General features: G+C 71.5%; 18 protein-coding genes and 7 tRNA genes. 10 read left to right on the forward strand and 15 right to left on the reverse strand.

Translation table 11 applies throughout. The features are described 5' to 3' along the window. Positions 1-82: 82 nt before the first annotated feature. On the reverse strand, positions 83-640 hold the full coding sequence (locus ACGFNI_RS21520) for an HIT family protein (protein ID WP_393686021.1): 558 nt from the start codon (positions 638-640) through the stop codon (positions 83-85). Between the two features lie 67 nt (positions 641-707). Between ACGFNI_RS21520 and ACGFNI_RS21525 the strand changes: the two genes are divergently transcribed. Beyond that, positions 708-1,310, forward strand: a complete 603-nt coding sequence (locus ACGFNI_RS21525) for a two pore domain potassium channel family protein (RefSeq protein ID WP_393686023.1) — start codon at positions 708-710, stop codon at positions 1,308-1,310. Here ACGFNI_RS21525 and thrS read toward each other — a convergent pair. The 3 genes from thrS to ACGFNI_RS21540 all read right to left on the reverse strand — a co-directional run bounded on the left by thrS (position 1,301) and on the right by ACGFNI_RS21540 (position 5,182). Further along, positions 1,301-3,280, reverse strand: coding sequence for a threonine--tRNA ligase (thrS, locus tag ACGFNI_RS21530; RefSeq protein WP_393686025.1), 1,980 nt, complete (start codon positions 3,278-3,280; stop codon positions 1,301-1,303). The two genes, ACGFNI_RS21525 and thrS, sit on opposite strands and share 10 nt — an antisense overlap. 127 nt (positions 3,281-3,407) lie before the next feature. After that, the gene (locus tag ACGFNI_RS21535) at positions 3,408-4,616 is read right to left on the reverse strand and encodes a hypothetical protein (RefSeq protein WP_393686027.1); all 1,209 of its coding nucleotides are present in this window, start codon (positions 4,614-4,616) and stop codon (positions 3,408-3,410) included. After that, on the reverse strand, positions 4,616-5,182 hold the full coding sequence (locus ACGFNI_RS21540) for a DUF4365 domain-containing protein (RefSeq protein WP_393686029.1): 567 nt from the start codon (positions 5,180-5,182) through the stop codon (positions 4,616-4,618). Before ACGFNI_RS21540 ends, ACGFNI_RS21535 begins: the two co-directional genes overlap by 1 nt. 208 nt (positions 5,183-5,390) lie before the next feature. On the opposite strand from ACGFNI_RS21540, the gene ACGFNI_RS21545 reads away from it, so the two are divergent. After that, positions 5,391-6,116, forward strand: a complete 726-nt coding sequence (locus ACGFNI_RS21545; protein WP_393686031.1) for an exonuclease domain-containing protein — start codon at positions 5,391-5,393, stop codon at positions 6,114-6,116. Between the two features lie 106 nt (positions 6,117-6,222). On the opposite strand, the gene ACGFNI_RS21550 is transcribed toward ACGFNI_RS21545, so the two are convergent. From ACGFNI_RS21550 to ACGFNI_RS21565, 4 genes are all read right to left on the reverse strand, one after another. Beyond that, positions 6,223-6,294 (reverse strand) — tRNA-Val (locus tag ACGFNI_RS21550). A gap of 132 nt (positions 6,295-6,426) precedes the next feature. Continuing rightward, positions 6,427-6,885 carry an SRPBCC family protein gene (locus ACGFNI_RS21555; protein WP_393686033.1) on the reverse strand — a complete coding sequence of 153 codons (459 nt, stop codon included), beginning with the start codon at positions 6,883-6,885 and terminating at the stop codon, positions 6,427-6,429. An 86-nt stretch (positions 6,886-6,971) separates the two neighbouring features. Continuing rightward, positions 6,972-7,043 (reverse strand) — tRNA-Val (locus ACGFNI_RS21560). Between the two features lie 53 nt (positions 7,044-7,096). After that, positions 7,097-7,528, reverse strand: a complete 432-nt coding sequence (locus ACGFNI_RS21565; protein ID WP_393686034.1) for a TIGR02611 family protein — start codon at positions 7,526-7,528, stop codon at positions 7,097-7,099. 190 nt (positions 7,529-7,718) lie between these two features. On the opposite strand from ACGFNI_RS21565, the gene ACGFNI_RS21570 reads away from it, so the two are divergent. Both ACGFNI_RS21570 and ACGFNI_RS21575 read left to right on the forward strand, forming a co-directional pair. Then, the gene (locus ACGFNI_RS21570) at positions 7,719-8,132 is read left to right on the forward strand and encodes an SsgA family sporulation/cell division regulator (protein ID WP_003959770.1); all 414 of its coding nucleotides are present in this window, start codon (positions 7,719-7,721) and stop codon (positions 8,130-8,132) included. Between the two features lie 224 nt (positions 8,133-8,356). After that, positions 8,357-8,923 carry a CGNR zinc finger domain-containing protein gene (locus ACGFNI_RS21575; protein WP_393686036.1) on the forward strand — a complete coding sequence of 189 codons (567 nt, stop codon included), beginning with the start codon at positions 8,357-8,359 and terminating at the stop codon, positions 8,921-8,923. 109 nt (positions 8,924-9,032) lie between these two features. Here ACGFNI_RS21575 and ACGFNI_RS21580 read toward each other — a convergent pair whose 3' ends face one another. Continuing rightward, positions 9,033-9,188, reverse strand: coding sequence for a hypothetical protein (locus tag ACGFNI_RS21580; protein ID WP_393686037.1), 156 nt, complete (start codon positions 9,186-9,188; stop codon positions 9,033-9,035). 68 nt (positions 9,189-9,256) lie between these two features. After that, positions 9,257-9,715, reverse strand: coding sequence for a hypothetical protein (locus ACGFNI_RS21585; RefSeq protein WP_393686039.1), 459 nt, complete (start codon positions 9,713-9,715; stop codon positions 9,257-9,259). 170 nt (positions 9,716-9,885) lie between these two features. On the opposite strand from ACGFNI_RS21585, the gene ACGFNI_RS21590 reads away from it, so the two are divergent. Next, on the forward strand, positions 9,886-10,416 hold the full coding sequence (locus ACGFNI_RS21590) for a DsbA family protein (RefSeq protein WP_393686041.1): 531 nt from the start codon (positions 9,886-9,888) through the stop codon (positions 10,414-10,416). 33 nt (positions 10,417-10,449) lie between these two features. Here the strand turns inward: ACGFNI_RS21590 and ACGFNI_RS21595 are convergent, their stop codons facing one another. Genes ACGFNI_RS21595 through ACGFNI_RS21605 form a run of 3 tightly spaced genes read right to left on the reverse strand, consistent with a single transcriptional unit; the run spans position 10,450 to position 13,207 of the window. Beyond that, entirely contained in the window at positions 10,450-11,280 is an 831-nt protein-coding gene (locus ACGFNI_RS21595) for a GNAT family N-acetyltransferase (RefSeq protein ID WP_393686043.1), read from the reverse strand. A 35-nt stretch (positions 11,281-11,315) separates the two neighbouring features. Further along, positions 11,316-12,140 (reverse strand): aminotransferase class IV, encoded by an 825-nt coding sequence (locus ACGFNI_RS21600; protein ID WP_393686044.1) that lies wholly within the window; start codon positions 12,138-12,140, stop codon positions 11,316-11,318. Continuing rightward, positions 12,137-13,207 carry a chorismate-binding protein gene (locus ACGFNI_RS21605; RefSeq protein WP_393686046.1) on the reverse strand — a complete coding sequence of 357 codons (1,071 nt, stop codon included), beginning with the start codon at positions 13,205-13,207 and terminating at the stop codon, positions 12,137-12,139. Before ACGFNI_RS21605 ends, ACGFNI_RS21600 begins: the two co-directional genes overlap by 4 nt. Positions 13,208-13,384: 177 nt before the next feature. Here ACGFNI_RS21605 and ACGFNI_RS21610 point away from each other — a divergent pair. The 5 genes from ACGFNI_RS21610 to ACGFNI_RS21630 all read left to right on the forward strand — a co-directional run bounded on the left by ACGFNI_RS21610 (position 13,385) and on the right by ACGFNI_RS21630 (position 13,862). Then, positions 13,385-13,457: transfer RNA gene (locus tag ACGFNI_RS21610), tRNA-Gly, on the forward strand. 36 nt (positions 13,458-13,493) lie between these two features. Beyond that, positions 13,494-13,567 (forward strand) — tRNA-Cys (locus ACGFNI_RS21615). 1 nt (position 13,568) lies between these two features. Next, positions 13,569-13,640 (forward strand) — tRNA-Val (locus ACGFNI_RS21620). A 30-nt stretch (positions 13,641-13,670) separates the two neighbouring features. Next, positions 13,671-13,742: transfer RNA gene (locus tag ACGFNI_RS21625), tRNA-Val, on the forward strand. Between the two features lie 48 nt (positions 13,743-13,790). After that, positions 13,791-13,862, forward strand: a tRNA-Val gene (locus tag ACGFNI_RS21630). A gap of 59 nt (positions 13,863-13,921) precedes the next feature. Here ACGFNI_RS21630 and ACGFNI_RS21635 read toward each other — a convergent pair. Continuing rightward, the gene (locus ACGFNI_RS21635; protein ID WP_393686048.1) at positions 13,922-14,203 is read right to left on the reverse strand and encodes a zf-TFIIB domain-containing protein; all 282 of its coding nucleotides are present in this window, start codon (positions 14,201-14,203) and stop codon (positions 13,922-13,924) included. Positions 14,204-14,281: 78 nt separating this feature from the next. Next, complete coding sequence (locus tag ACGFNI_RS21640; RefSeq protein ID WP_393686049.1) at positions 14,282-15,382, reverse strand: aminoglycoside phosphotransferase family protein; 1,101 nt, start codon at positions 15,380-15,382, stop codon at positions 14,282-14,284. Positions 15,383-15,395 lie beyond the last annotated feature (13 nt).

Raw genomic sequence — 15,395 nt, forward strand, 5'->3', positions numbered from 1 at the left:
GTGCAATTCACCCAGCCCTTAGGAGTGCGTGTCGCTCCCCGCACGCGCCGGCGTACTCCGTATCCGGCGGCCCGCACCCGCCTCAGGACGGCCAGGCGTCGGCGAGCATCGCCCGGGTGTCCGCGAGGAGTTGGGGCAGCACCTTGGTGTGGCCGACCACCGGCATGAAGTTGGTGTCGCCGCCCCAGCGCGGTACGACGTGCTGATGGAGATGGGCCGCGATGCCGGCGCCTGCGACCGTGCCCTGGTTCATCCCGATATTGAAACCGTGCGCCCCGGAAGCGGTACGCAGCGCGGTCATCGCCCGCTTCGTCAGCTCGGCCAGCTCAGCCGTCTCGGCGGCGTCCAGCTCGGTGTAGTCGGCGACGTGCCGGAACGGGACGACCATGAGGTGGCCGCCGTTGTACGGATAGAGGTTCAGCACCGCGTAGACATGCTCGCCGCGCGCGATCACGAGGCCGTCCTCGTCCGACTTCGCGGGAATCGTGCAGAAAGGACAGCCGTCCGCGGCCCCCGGGCCGCTCGGTTTGTTCTCCCCCTGGATGTAGGCCATCCGGTGGGGCGTCCACAGGCGCTGGAAGGCGTCCTGTGTCCCGACTCCGATCTGCTGCTCCGGCTCGCTTGTCATACGGGCCAGCATATGGCGTCACAGGCTCTGGGCGTGTCGCTGGGGCACACTCCGCCGCCCGCTCCCCGATGCTGAGCCGATGGACAGGGAAGAGCGGCTGCGGACCTGGGAAGGGCGCGTCGATCCATATCTCCTGGCCGCGTCGCTGCTCTTCCTGACCGCCTACGCGGTCCGGGTCCTGATGCCCGGCCTCTCCCCCGGCTGGCTGGAACTGTGGGCGGTCGTCACCGTCGTCAGCTGGGCGACCTTCGTGGTGGAGTACCTGGCGCGGCTGGCGTTCAGCCCCGACCGCCGGCGCTTCGTGCGCACCCGCTGGCTGGATCTGGTCGTGACCGTTCTGCCGCTGCTGCGACCGCTGCGCCTGGTCGAACTGCACGACCGGATGTGCCGGAACCGGAGCCGGCCGCAGCTCGCCCTGGAGGCCCGGGTCATGGCGTACACCGGCCTCGCCTCCCTGCTGCTGGGCTTCGCCGCCGCGCCGACCGTGCTGCACGACGAGCGCCATGCGCCCGGCAGCCACATCCGCACCCTGGGCGAAGCCGCGTCGGCTCGTTCTCGTCCTGGCTGGTGCGCCGCTTCCGGCAGGAGGGCGAGGGCTGAGCGGAAACGGTCTGGCCCCGGCACGCGGTGTCGCGTGCCGGGGCCAGACCGTTGCTCAGCGAGCGGCCGGGGTCACACCTGAACCCGGCGCTCCACCGCGTCCAGGATCTCCGTGATCGCCTCGTCACGCGGAATGCCGTTCTTCTGCGATCCGTCGCGGTAACGGAAGGAGACCGCGCCGTTCGCGACGTCCTCATCACCGGCGATGATCATGAAAGGCACCTTGCTGCGCTGGGCGTTCCTGATCTTCTTCTGCATCCGGTCCGACGACGAGTCGACGTCGATCCGCAGCCCCTTGGCACGCGCCTCGGCGGCGAACTCCTGGAGGTAGGGCACGTGCGCGTCGCCGATCGGGATGCCGGTCGCCTGCACCGGGGCCAGCCAGACCGGGAACGCGCCCGCGTAGTGCTCCAGCAGGACCGCGAAGAACCGCTCGATGGAACCGAACAGCGCGCGGTGGATCATGACGGGCCGCTGCTTCGAACCGTCCGCCGCGGTGTACTCCAGGTCGAACCGCTCCGGGAGGTTGAAGTCCAGCTGCACGGTCGACATCTGCCAGGTCCTGCCGATGGCATCCTTCGCCTGCACCGAGATCTTCGGGCCGTAGAACGCGGCGCCGCCCGGGTCCGGGACCAGCGGCAGCCCCTGCTTCTCGGCGACCTTGCGCAGCGTCTCGGTGGCCTCTTCCCAGACCTCGTCCGAGCCGACGAACTTCTCCGGATCCTTGGTGGACAGCTCCAGGTAGAAGTCGTTCAGGCCGTAGTCGCGCAGCAGGTCGAGCACGAAGGTGAGCGTCGAGTCCAGCTCGTCCGCCATCTGCTCCTTGGTGCAGTAGATGTGCGCGTCGTCCTGGGTGAAGCCGCGGGCCCGGGTCAGGCCGTGCACCACGCCGGACTTCTCGTAGCGGTAGACCGTCCCGAACTCGAAGAGGCGCAGGGGGAGTTCACGGTAGGAACGGCCGCGCGCGTCGAAGATGAGGTTGTGCATCGGGCAGTTCATGGGCTTGAGGTAGTAGTCCGTGCCCTCGTCCAGCTCCATGGGCGGGTACATGCCGTCGGCGTACCAGTCCAGGTGGCCGGACTTCTCGAACAGCTTCCCCTTGGTGGCGTGCGGGGTGTAGACGAACTCGTACCCCGACTCCTCGTGCCGCCTGCGGGAGTAGTCCTCCATGGTGCGGCGGATGATGCCGCCCTTGGGGTGGAAGACCGCGAGGCCGGAACCGATCTCCTCCGGGATGGAGAACAGGTCGAGCTCGGCGCCCAGCTTGCGGTGGTCGCGCTTCTCGGCCTCGGCGAGGAACTCCAGGTGGGCCTTCAGCTCGTCCTTGGTGGGCCAGGCGGTGCCGTAGATCCGCTGGAGCTGCTTGTTCTTCTCGCTGCCGCGCCAGTAGGCGGCGGCCGACCGCATCAGCTTGAACGCCGGGATGGCGCGGGTGCTGGGCAGGTGCGGGCCGCGGCACAGGTCCTTCCAGCACAGCTCGCCGGTCTTCGCGTCGAGGTTGTCGTAGATGGTCAGCTCGCCGGCGCCGACCTCGGCCGACGCGCCCTCTGCGGCATCGGCGGCGGAACCCTTGAGGCCGATCAGCTCGATCTTGTACGGCTCGTCCGCCAGCTCGACGCGGGCGTCCTCGTCGGTGGTGACCCGGCGGGCGAACTTCTGGCCGCGCTTCTGGATCTCCTGCATCTTCTTCTCGATGCGCTTGAGGTCGTCCGGGTGGAACGGGGTCTCGACGTCGAAGTCGTAGTAGAAGCCGTCCTTGATCGGCGGGCCGATACCGAGCTTGGCCTCCGGGAACAGCTCCTGGACGGCCTGCGCCATCACGTGCGCGGTGGAGTGCCGCAGGATGTTCAGGCCGTCGTCGGAGGTGATCTCGACGGGCTCGACGACCTCGCCGTCGGCCACCTCGTACGCCAGGTCCTTCAGCTCCCCGGCCACCCGCGCGGCGACGACGCTGCGCTCACCCTGGAAGAGGTCGGCGGCCGTAGTCCCCGTGGTCACCACGCGTTCTTCCCGCTCGGAATCGCGTTGGACGGTCACACGGACGTCTGACACCGGTCTCTCCTGACTCATGTCTCCTGCGCGACAGCGGTCGCTGCGCAGCAGAATCGTACCGAGCCGATGGACCGGACCGCGAAACGGTTTGTGCCGGTGACCTCACACCCCGCCGCTCCCCCGCCGCTCACTCCTCCGCCGGCGGCCCGCCGCACGCCTCCTCGAAGGAGCCGAAGTTCCCCTGGAGCGACTTCAGCAGCCGGTCCCGCTCCGCCTGGTCGACCTGCACCGGGGTGACGTCGCACGCCCCGGTGATCCGCCGGAACCCGCCCCGGCTCTCCAGCCGGCCGCTGACCCGGATCGGCAGCCCCACCAGATGCGCGTGCCCCGCGATCCGGTAATCCTCCTCCCCCAGCGCGACCCGCACCTGCACCACGTCCGCCCCGGTGAGCACCCGCAGCCGCACCGCGCCACCGCCCGGCCGCTCCCTGCGCAGCCGCACCACCGCGCCGGTCACCCGTACGGGCAGCGACGGCTCGTCCCGTACGTAGCGCTGCGCGGCGCGCTGCAACGCCGGCAGGTCACCGGGCGAGAACTCCACCGGCTCGGGACGGGCCGGGCAGCCGGCGGGCGGTCCCGCGCCCGGCGACCAGTCCACGGCGATCCGCAGCCCCTCCGCGTCCCTGATCAGCGCGATCAGCGCCTGCGCCAGTTCGTGGCAGACCCCGAGCCCGATGGCCGCGTCGAACGCCTCCATGCGGCCGGTGGCCCGCTGGTAGTCGGTGGCGTCGCGGGTCGCGTGCAGCGCCCGTTGCAGCCCGGCAACCGCGCCGCGCCCGGCCGTCACCGGTACGAACGCGGTGAGCCTGCGCCCCGCCGACGCCGGACCCACCAGCACCTCGCCCAGGAACCGCTCGGCCTGGCGCTTGTACCGCGAGCCGTAGTACCCGGCGCGGGCGAAGGTGCCGAGCGCGCCCGCGACCAGCATCGCGCGGGCCGCGCCGCGCAGTTGCTCCTGGGCCACCCAGCGCGCGGCCCCCGATCCGTCGTCGGGGATCTCGCGCGCCCAGCGCACCTCGTCGCTGGGCGTCGCCAGGCCCAGCAGGACGTCGCGGGCGGACGGCGCCGCGCTCTGCGCCAGCGCGGCCAGCGCCTCGGCCAGCAGTTCCGCGCTGTCGGGGAACCGGCCGTCCTGCGGCACCAGCAGGCTCGTCCCCGAGCCCCCGCCGGGCGGCGTCCAGCGCGCGTAGCGGCCGGCGGCGCCGCCGCGGCGGTGCCAGCCGTGCCGGGCCAGCAGGGCGCCGAGCACCGCCGGATCCAGCCCGGCCGGATCCGGGTACGCCGGGAGCGCGCCCGCCGGGTACCTCGTGTCGTGGTCGTCGGTCGGCCGGTGCATCAGGGTCTCCCTCCCGCCCCGACCCGCGTCATGATGTCGCAGAGCGCGCGGTCGTCGAAGATCCGCGCGGTCGGGATCCGCACGGTGGTCCTGCGCCTGCCGGTCACGGGGTGGCCGGCCAGGTTGATCCAGTAGCAGCAGTGCCGCAGTTCGAGGCAGTCGTGCCCGGCCCGCAGCCAGTCGTCACGGCCGCGCGGCGCCAGCATCACGACCAGGATCTTGTGCACCGCGACGGGCGTACGGGCCAGCTTCACCAGATGGTCGTTGTCGAGCGTGAAGCCGAAGGTGCGGCCCGGCGGGTGCGGCGCCGTCTGGTAGGTGCATTTCAGCTGCACCTTGATGGTGACCTCGTCGTCGACGGTGTGTCCGGGCGCGCCATGGCTGACGTGCCAGTCGATTCCGTTGTCCGGGAAGGGCTGCGCCGGCGAGCACCCGGAGGCGGCGGCGATCACGTGCAGATAGCCCACCTGGAGAGTCTCCATGCAGGCCGTCATGGCGAGTCCGCCGCGCTGCGGTGTGGTCCGCTGCGGCAGCAGCCCGCCCGGTTCGGGCTGCGCGAGCGTCATCGCTCAAGTGCCTTCCGGGCTGTGCCGATCGAGTGGGGTCCGCGAGTGACGGGAGACGGCCGTACGGATCGCCGCGGCCCGTCCCTCTGGTTGTCTCCGCGGCAAGCGGTCGGCAAACAAAGATGGTTCGACAACACCATGGGACGGGTATCACCAGCTCGGGCGAGGTGTCCCGTCAGCTGTCGTACGAGCGCGAGGAGTTGGGACGATGCCGTGCTGGTATGAGGGTCCGCTGGCTTCCTTCGACACCGAGACGACCGGCGTGGACGTCGAGACCGACCGCGTCGTCTCCGCGGCGCTGGTGGTCCAGGAGACCCCGCGCTCCGCGCCGCGCGTCACCCGGTGGCTGATCAACCCCGGCGTGGAGATACCCGAAGCGGCGACGGCGGTCCACGGCCTGACGGCCGGCCACCTCGCGCGCAGCGGCCGTTGGCCGTCGCCGGTCCTGGAGGAGATCGCCAAGGCGCTGGCCGCGCAGGCACTGGCAGGCCGGCCGCTGGTGGTGATGAACGCCCCGTTCGATCTCACGCTGCTGGACCGCGAGTTGAAGCGGCACCGCGCCAGTTCCCTGGCCGCCTACCTGGGCACGCAGCCGCTGCACGTCCTCGATCCACGGGTCCTGGACAAGCACCTGGACCGCTACCGCAAGGGTCGCCGCACCCTGACCGACCTGTGCGCGCACTACGAGGTCGAGCTGGAGGGCGCGCACGAGGCAGCCGCCGACGCGCTGGCGGCGCTGCACGTGGTGCGGACTCTGGGCCAGCGCTTCGCCCAACGCCTCGACCAGCTGCAACCGAGCGCGCTGCACACCCTCCAGACGAAGTGGTACGCGGCCCAGGCACGCGGTCTCCAGGCGTGGTTCGCACGCAGCGGAAAACCCGAACCCGTCGATCCGCATTGGCCGATACGGCCCGAGCTGCCCGCCGCCGCCTGAATTCTGATGCTGCCTCAGGGAAATCCCGGGGAAATCACCGGGCCCGGAAAAGGATCTCAACGAAAAGGGCCGGTCCGTCAATTGACGGACCGGCCCTTGATCCCGGTGGGCGATACTGGGTTCGAACCAGTGACCTCTTCGGTGTGAACGAAGCGCTCTCCCACTGAGCTAATCGCCCGGGTGTCTGCGGGGTTTCCCTCGCGAACGACCTGAACAATACAGGCCGCCACTGCCTTCCATCAAATTCCTACGCGATCCGGCTGCGGGCGGCCCCGCAGCCGGTCACCCCGCGTCGCGACCGCGGCCCTGCTCAGCGGGCCAGCCAGGCGGCGAGACCGCGCCGGCCACCGCGCATCATCAGCGCGTGGTTGAGCACGAACAGCGGGCGCCCCGGCACCGCCAACCGCCTCAGCAGGGGCTTGCGCAGCTCCACCTCCTGCTCGAAGACGACCCGTGTCCCGCCGCCCCGCGGCTCGACCCGCCAGCGCACCCAGCCCTCCATGTCGCCTTCCAGCGTCACCTCCAGCACCCCGGCGCGCGGATCCCGTACGCCTTCCCTGGCGATCACGTCGAGGTCGTACGGCAGCAGTGAGCGGAACCTGGCGGTGCCGCTGTGCGCGTCGATCCGGTCGACCGACCGCACCTGCGGCCACCAGTGGGGATAGCTCTCGACGCGTTCGAGGACCGCGTAGACGACGGCGGGCGGGGCCTGGAGGAGCCACACGCTGCGGAAGCGGTAGCGATGTGGTGCGCGTGGCCGGTGAGGCATGGTGCCAGTGTGCCGCTCCGAGGGCCCTGAATGCCCAACAACCACGAAGGTCCGGAGGCTTGAAGCCTCCGGACCTTCGGCCGGGGTGGGCGATACTGGGTTCGAACCAGTGACCTCTTCGGTGTGAACGAAGCGCTCTCCCACTGAGCTAATCGCCCGGCGCGCCGCCAACATTACCCCACGTCGACGGGCACTTGTGACCACCAGGGGATCATTCGTCGATGTTCCACGGCATCGCGAAGCCGAACTTGGCCACGTACACCGCCAGCAGCACCGCGATGATCACCACGCCGACGGACGTGAGAATGATGTTGCGGCGGCGCACCTTCGGGTCGAGCGCCTTGTGTGCCGCTTCGGTCACCTTGCGCTTGGTCCAGCGCAGCACCAACTGGGCCCAGACGAACTCCGTCGCCCAGATCGCCATACCGGCGAAGATCACCAGCCAGCCGGGGCCCGGCAGCGGGAGCATCACCACGCCGACGGCCACCACCGCGAGGCCGACGACGAAGACCCCCGCCTGCCAGCTCACGTGCAGCGGCCGGGAGCGCTTGATGAAGTGCGGCGCCCTGGATCCGAGCGGCTTCCCCACCGACGTCGCGCCTCCTTCGCTGCCCTCCGACCCCCCGTTACTCTCCGTATTCATAGCGTCAAACTTACCGGACCGTGCCACTCCGCCGGAATTACCACTGAGGACGATCCCGCAATCCGCCGGAAGAGGTACCTGAAGCCACCCAAAACCGTCAGAGGGGTTTACAACGGCACCGTAGGTGGCATGTCGATTTCGCCGACGTGCGAATCCCCGAGCGCACACTGAGCGAAAGGCCCTGGCGCTTATGAACACCACGGTCAGCTGCGAGCTGCACCTGCGCCTCGTTGTGTCGAGCGAGTCCTCACTGCCTGTACCCGCGGGCCTGCGGTATGACACGGCCGATCCCTATGCCGTGCATGCCACCTTCCATACCGGAGCCGAGGAGACCGTGGAGTGGGTTTTCGCCCGCGACCTCCTCGCCGAGGGCCTGCACCGGCCCACCGGCACCGGAGACGTCCGTGTCTGGCCGTCCCGGAGCCACGGTCAGGGCGTGGTCTGCATCGCCCTGAGCTCACCGGAAGGCGAAGCCCTCCTGGAGGCGCCCGCGAGGGCCCTCGAATCGTTCCTCAAAAGGACCGATGCCGCCGTGCCTCCCGGTACGGAACATCGGCACTTCGATCTCGACACGGAGCTCTCCCACATCCTCGCGGAGAGCTGAGGCGCACCACAGCAACCCACCGCAAGATCCGCTCACCTTCTGCGGCGTCCGACTCGGGGAGACGCCGCAGGACCGACAAGTTCATACGGCACACTTCGGCGCCGTCGCCGCGGACCCACCGCGGAGGCGGCGCCGAAGCTTGTTCGACGCGCTAGAGTCGGCGACCATTCGGCAAGGACCCCGGGGCGGTACCCGTCCGCCCCACCCGGCCTGGGAGCGGAACCGTGATGATCACCCATGACACCCGGTGCGCGCTCGACGCGGTCGTCGACCTGCTGAACTCCGCGCCGGAAGGCGAAGGGCCCGCCGCTCCGGACAGCCTGGCCGACCTCGCCGCCCTCCAGGACTTCCTGGGCCGCAACAACGTCAGCGGGGTCGGTGCGCTCGGCTCCGGCGATCTGGCCGATGTGCGTGCCGTCCGTGCGCGCTTCGCGCAGGTCTTCGCCGCCGCCGACGACCGCAGCGCGGTGGAGCTGCTGAACGCGCTGGTGGCATCGGCGGGCACCACGCCGCAGCTGACCGACCACGACGGCTACGACTGGCACGTCCACTACTTCGCGCCGGGCGCCTCGGTCGCCGACCACCTCGCGGCCGACGGCGGGATGGCGCTGGCCTTCCTCGTCGTGGCCGGTGAGCGGGAGCGGCTGCGGTACTGCGAGGCGCCGGACTGCCCGAACGCCTTCGTCGACCTGTCGCGCAACCGCTCGCGGCGCTACTGCGACAGCCGTACCTGCGGCAACCGGCTGCACGTCGCGGCGTACCGGGCGCGGCGGCGTGAGGCCGCGGGCTGAACGGCTGCGCCCTCCGGGGCGGGCCGCCGTTTCGACCGGCGCAGGGGCCAGGGATGCCCGCTGCGTATGTCCCGCGTTTCCGGCGCGTCTGCCGACCGTGTCCTGCGGCTCACAGGAGGAAGAGGTCGTGCACGGCGCCTAGCAGGAGCAGGAAGCCGATGACGCTCAGGAAGAGCATCAGGGGTGGCTGGGACAGCGCGAAAAGACAGCCGCGCGGTTCGGGGGCCGGGGCATCGTCCCGGGCCAGGACGCACTCATCGTTCATCTCGCGCCGATGATGGCGCAGACGGACGGGCGGGTTCGCCCAAGATGCCTCTCAGCAGCGGGAGTTCATCAGATCCCGTGCTTTTTCAGGATCGCTTCGATGTCCGAGAAGTCATCCTTGGGTGCACTGGACCTGCCCTTCTTCCCTGCGTCGGCGGACGGCTGCGACGCCGTGCGGCCGGCGCCGAGCGAGGGGGCCGATGCGGCCGGTGCCACCGCTTCGGGGCGGGCGGCCGTGGCGGCCCTGCGCTCCTTGCGGCTGCCGATCCCGCCCCTGCGGCGCTCCGTGAAGCGGCCGATCATGAACAGCACGACCGAGAGCGCCAGCACACCGAAGCCGGCCCAGACCATGGGCTTGAAGATGATGTTGGTGACCCAGTCGATGATGCCGGTCATCGCCAGGCCGACGGGGATGAGGGCGAAGGCCGCGATGCGCGTCGCGGCCAGGAAGCGCTTGCGGTAGGCCGTCAGCGCGGCAATACCCAGGCCCGCCGCCGACACCGCGGCGCATACGGTCGACGTCAGCATCGGGTTCTCCTGCCGTTGGACGTGGAGCGCACGGTGCGCTCCTGTCTCCATCCTGCCTTGTCCGGTGTGCGCGGGGCCATGTTCGGGTCCGGCCTCAGGGAGATCTCCGGGTTGCGGTCGTCCGCAGGTCCCGTCGCCCGGCCCTCCGGGCGGGCTGGAAGACTGGCCGCATGAACGACTCCGCCGCCTCCGGCCCCACCCGTACCGCGCCCGCCGTCCTCGACGTGTGGTGCGAACTGCAGTGTCCCGACTGCCACGCCGCCCTGGACGATCTGCGCGCCCTGCGCGAGCGCTACGGCGACCGGCTGGAGATCCGGCTGCGGCACTTCCCGCTGGAGAAGCACAAGCACGCCTACGCCGCGGCCCAGGCGGCAGAGGAGGCCATGGCCCAGGGCCAGGGATGGCCGTTCGCCGAGGCGGTGCTGGCGCGTGCCGAGGAGCTGGGCAGGTCGGGCGAGCGGCTGCTGCTGGAGATCGCGGGCGGCCTCGGCCTGGACGCCGACGAGATGGACACCGCGCTGATCGACGGCCGGCATCTGCTGATCGTCGACGCCGACCAGGCCGAGGGCAAGGCGATCGGTGTCACCGGCACCCCGACGTACGTGATCGACGGGCAGCGGCTCGACGGCGGACAGAGCCAGGAGGGCCTGCGCGCCCGCATCGAGGAGATCGCCGACCGGCTGGCGGCCGGGGAGAGCTGAGCCGCCCGGGGCGGACCGGTCAGCGGCCCGGCGTCACAGGATCGGCTTGTGCAGGAGGTGGGCGGTGGGCCGGTAGCCCAGTGCCGCGCACAGGCCGGCGGCCGGGGCGTTGCCGGAGTGGACGGTGAGGCCGAGTACGGGCCGCCCGGCGGCCAGGCACTCCCGTTCGGCGATGCCCATCAGGGTGCGGCCGTGGCCGCGCCCCCGGTGCCCCTCGCCGACCCGCACGTCGACGACGTAGCCACCGGGGTGCCCCGGCATCCGCAGGGCGACCCAGACGTGCCCCGCCTCCGTACCGTCGTGGACGAGGATCCGCAGGGCGTGGTCCGGCGTCGCGGCGCCCAGCGGGAGCATCGCACGGTGCCCGTCGGCCGCGGTGCGCGCGGCGCACTCAGGCGGCATTCCCTGCTGCGCGAGATGGCGGGTACGGGCCGCGACGGCGGCCTCGCGCCAGGCCGGGTACGCGGCTTCGGACAGCGGCAGGTCCGTGCTGCCTGCGGGCAACTGCGGTGCGGTGGTGACGGGTTTGGCCAGCCGGCTGCTGCGCTCGGTGTACCCGAGCGCCGCGGCGAGGCCCAGTGCGGCCCGCGCATCGGCGGGGACGGTCAGTTCGATCCGCCGGCAGCCCCAGCCGCGCAGCACTTCCTCGGCGGCCAGCGCGGCGACCGTGGCCCGGCCGCGGTGCCGGTCGGGCGGGTCGATCTCCAGGCCCGCCATCCGCCCGGCGGCGGGACCGAAGAGCGGGTCCGTGGTCAGCCGGATCCCGCCGACCCGGCGGGAGTTGACGCAGACGTCGTAGGTACGGGAACGGTGTCCGTCATCGCTTCGGTCGTCCGGCCCCGCGGGGCGCAGCGTTGTGGTCACAAGGACTTTCTACTCGCCCCTGCCACCGGCCGTCATCACCGCGGATCGAAGTCGGCTGCCGTCCGCTCGGCGAAGACCCGCATGGCTTTCGCCGTCACCGGGCCCGGTACGGCGGCGAGTTGGCGGCCGTCGATCCGGGTGACGGCCTGGATGTCGCGCAGCGATGAGGTCAGGAAGATCTCGTCGGCGCGCTCCAGGACGTCCAGCGGCAGATCGGTCTCCTCGGCGCCCGTCCAGGAGACGGTGAGGGCACGGGTGATGCCCGGGAGGCAGCCCGATGTCAGCGGCGGGGTGTGCAGTTCGCCGTCGATGACGACGAAGACGTTGGATCCGCTGCCCTCGCAGAGCGCGCCTACGGTGTTGCCGAACAGCGCCTCGGACGCGCCCTGTTCACGGGCGCGGGCGAGCGCGATGACGTTCTCGCCGTACGAGGTGGCCTTGAGGCCGGTGAGCGCGCCGCGTTCGTTGCGGGTCCAGGGGACCGTGACGGCGGACGCGGTGTCGGACCTGCGGGTGGCCTCGGCGAGCGCGATGACCAGGGTCGTACCGGCGTCGCCGCGGTCCGAGCCGAGCGGGGAATCGCCGCCGGTGTAGGTGATCCGCAGCCGGCCGAACGCCATGGGGTTGGCCTCCAGGACGGCGGCGCAGCCGCGGCGGACCTCGTCGATGTCGGGTGCGGGCAGGCCGAGGCCGCGCGCGGAGGTGACGAGACGCTCCAGGTGGCGGGTGAGGGCGAAGGCGCGGCCCTGCTCGGCCTTGAGGGTCTCGAAGACTCCGTCGCCGACCGTCAGGCCGTGGTCGAAGACCGATACCCGGGCGCTGTCGGCGTCCCGCAGTGCTCCGTCGAACCAGATCCTCATCGCTGTTCCCCTCCGCTCGTGCCGTGCCGGCCCGACGCTACCGCGAGCAGCCGGTGCGCCTTCAGTTCGGTTTCCGCCCACTCCCGTACGGGGTCGGAGTCCCAGATGATCCCGGCGCCCGCGCCGAAGCGCAGGGCGGGGCCGCCGGGGTCCGTGCGGTCGATCCAGAAGGTGCGGATGCCGACGGCCAGCTCGCCGGTGCCGCGGTCCGCGTCGACCCAGCCGATGCCGCCGCAGTACGGGCCGCGGGGCGCCCGCTCCAGCTCGCCGATGATCCGCAGCGCACTCTCCTTGGGTGCGCCGGTGACCGAGCCCGGCGGGAAGGTGGCGGTGAGCAGGTCGGCCCAGGCGGTCTTCTCGTGCGCGTCGGCGAGATCACCGCGCACGGTCGAGACGAGGTGGACGAGCCCGGGGTGCTCCTCGGCGGCGCACAGGGCGGGGACGGTGACGGTGCCGGTGGCGCAGACCCGGCCGAGGTCGTTGCGGACCAGGTCGACGATCATCACGTTCTCCGCCCGGTCCTTGTCCGACAGATCGGCGGCGGTCCTGCCGGTCCCCTTGATGGGCCCGGAGTCGACGGTGCGTCCCGTACGCCGCAGATACAGCTCGGGGGATGCGGTGGCGACCTCGACGCCGTGGGCGGGCAGCCGGATCGTGCCCGCGTACGGGGCGGGGTTGCCGTGGGCCAGCAGCGCGGTCAGCGCGTCGACGTCGGAACGGTCCGGGTCGGGCAGCGGCGCGCTCAGCACCCGGCAGAGGTTCACCTGGTAGACATCGCCCGCCGCTATGTGTGCGCGTACCCGCCGCACGCCGGCGGTATAGGAGTCGCGGTCCAGGGAGCTGTGCCAGGCGCCGGTCGCAGGGCCGCTCCAGCGTGCGGGGTCCGGGGCGTCCGCCGGGGTCGCGGGGCGGACATCGGCGAAGCGCGCACAGACCACCTCCCCTTCGAATCCGGCCACCACGGCCCACCAGCCGCTGGAATCCAGGGCGGCGGGGTCGCTGGTGACGTCTCGCAGATCGGTGGCTATCAGGCCGCCGAAGCGGGCCACGGGAGGTAGGTCGCGCACGTCAATGAGTCTATGGCGGGGGCCCGGTCGCCGCCGTGGCCGAGCGAGCAGCGCAGCACGCTGCACAAACGCGTTTTTGTACTGGCCCCGGAATCCGCTAGAGTTCAACACGTCGCCGGGACGCGAAAGCGCCCCGGAGGCCCGGTAGCTTCCCGACGTAGTCTGGGAGAGTCACCTGCGGACGTAGCTCAGTTGGTAGAGCACCACCTTGCCAAGGTGGATGTCGCGAGTTCGAGTCTCGTCGTCCGCTCGATGTTGGGGGATCTTCCCGAACCCCTGCACTCCTGGTGGAGTGGCCGAGAGGCGAGGCAACGGCCTGCAAAGCCGTCTACACGGGTTCAAATCCCGTCTCCACCTCCAAGGACGATTAGCTCAGCGGGAGAGCGCTTCCCTGACACGGAAGAGGTCACTGGTTCAATCCCAGTATCGTCCACTGGATCCCCGCACAACGGGTATCCGTCCCGCGCGATTAGCTCAGCGGGAGAGCGCTTCCCTGACACGGAAGAGGTCACTGGTTCAATCCCAGTATCGCGCACGCAGCACCGCAACACCCCACGGAGATCATCGAGATCCGTGGTCCCGAGGACGATTAGCTCAGCGGGAGAGCGCTTCCCTGACACGGAAGAGGTCACTGGTTCAATCCCAGTATCGTCCACACCGTACGACCGAGGGCCGGAGCACATCGCTCCGGCCCTCGGTCGTTGTCCGGCTGTTTCAGGAGGAGAAGAGCATCCGGCCGAAGCTGCGGTGATGGCCGTGGTGACCGTGGTGGGCGCCGTGGTGGCCCTGGTGCGGTGCTCCCCAGGCGGGGGCCGCCGGGTACGCCTGCGGGGCGGGCGGCGGCGGGGCCTGCTGGACCCACTGGGACTCCAGGCGGGTCAGCGACTCCAGCTCCCCGTAGTCCAGGAAGATCCCCCGGCAGCCGGCGCACTGCTCGATCTGGACGCCGTTGCGGTTGTACGTATGCATCGGTGCATGGCACTTGGGGCACTGCATCGTCGGCTCAACTCCCGTTATCCATCACTGCTCGTTTCGGCACCGCCGGAACGGCCTCCCGGCGATGAGGTGTTCACCCTACGATGCGTCCGGCCTGCGCGAACTCCCGCGGTGGGGAGGTCGTTCGGGGCCGGATCCGTCCGCATCGGGTGGCACCGGTGCCATTCGGGCACAGGCGTCGAGAACCGCCGTCTCGATGTCGTCCAGGAGGCGGGGCGCGGCGGCGGCCTTCGCGACGGCGAGCGCGGCCGTCTGCACGGTGAGCGCGCGGGCGGCCGGCTCCAGGGCGGGCCACGGGTCGTCCCCGGGCGGCACGGCGGGGCCGCCGGCCGCGCGGTAGGCGGCCAGGAAGCGGGACCAGATGTCCGGCGCGAGGAGGCCGGTGGCGAACCAGGCGGCGGGGCGGGCCAGGTCCCAGGCGGGGTCGCCCAGGCCGAGGTCGTCGATGTCTATCAGCAGCCAGGGGCCGGTGGCGGCCGGGTGGCGGACGAGTTGGCCGAGGTGGAGGTCGCCGTGGCACAGGAGTGCCGGGCGGTCCGCGGGGCGCGGCGGTCCGGCCGTTGCGGCGCGGGCCCAGGGCGGCAGGAGGGCCCAGGCGCGCTCGACGGCGCCGGATGCCGCGCGCAGCGGTGCGGGCAGCGGGCCGCCCGTGGTGGCGGCGCGCATTCTGGCCATCGCGCGGGCCGCCTTGGCCGGGCCGCGCATCGGCGGTACGGGGGCGGGCAATTGACGCGGGTCCACGGAGTGCAGCGCGGCCAGCAGGCGGGCGGCGTCCTCCCAGGGGGCGGCGTCGGGGTCGTCGGGCGGGACGGGGCTTCCGTAGGGCCACCGGGTCAGCAGGCGGCCGTCATCGGTGCGGGTGAGGAAGCCGTCGGGTGCGGTGACGGGGAGGGGCGTCAGGAGGATGCCGTGCAGGCGGGGGTGGGCGGCGACGCGCAGGCGGGCGGCGAGGTCGCGGGGTGCGCACGCGGGGTCGTGGGCCTTGGCCACCCGTCGGCCGCTGCGGACGACCGTGCCGTCCGGCCGGTCGGCGAGCACCTCGGGGGCGGGCGGGGAGGCCGGGGTCTCAGGGGAGGCCGGGGCCTCAGGGGCGGGCGGCGGTACGGGTGCGGCGGCGACCGGTCCCGGGCCGGGTGCCGAGGACAGGGCCGCCAGGCGGGCGAGCAGCGTGGTGGACATCGTTCCCCCGGGG

Origin of the sequence: Streptomyces sp. NPDC048644 (assembly GCF_043199105.1) — a bacterium.
Classification (GTDB): Bacteria; Actinomycetota; Actinomycetes; order Streptomycetales; family Streptomycetaceae; genus Streptomyces.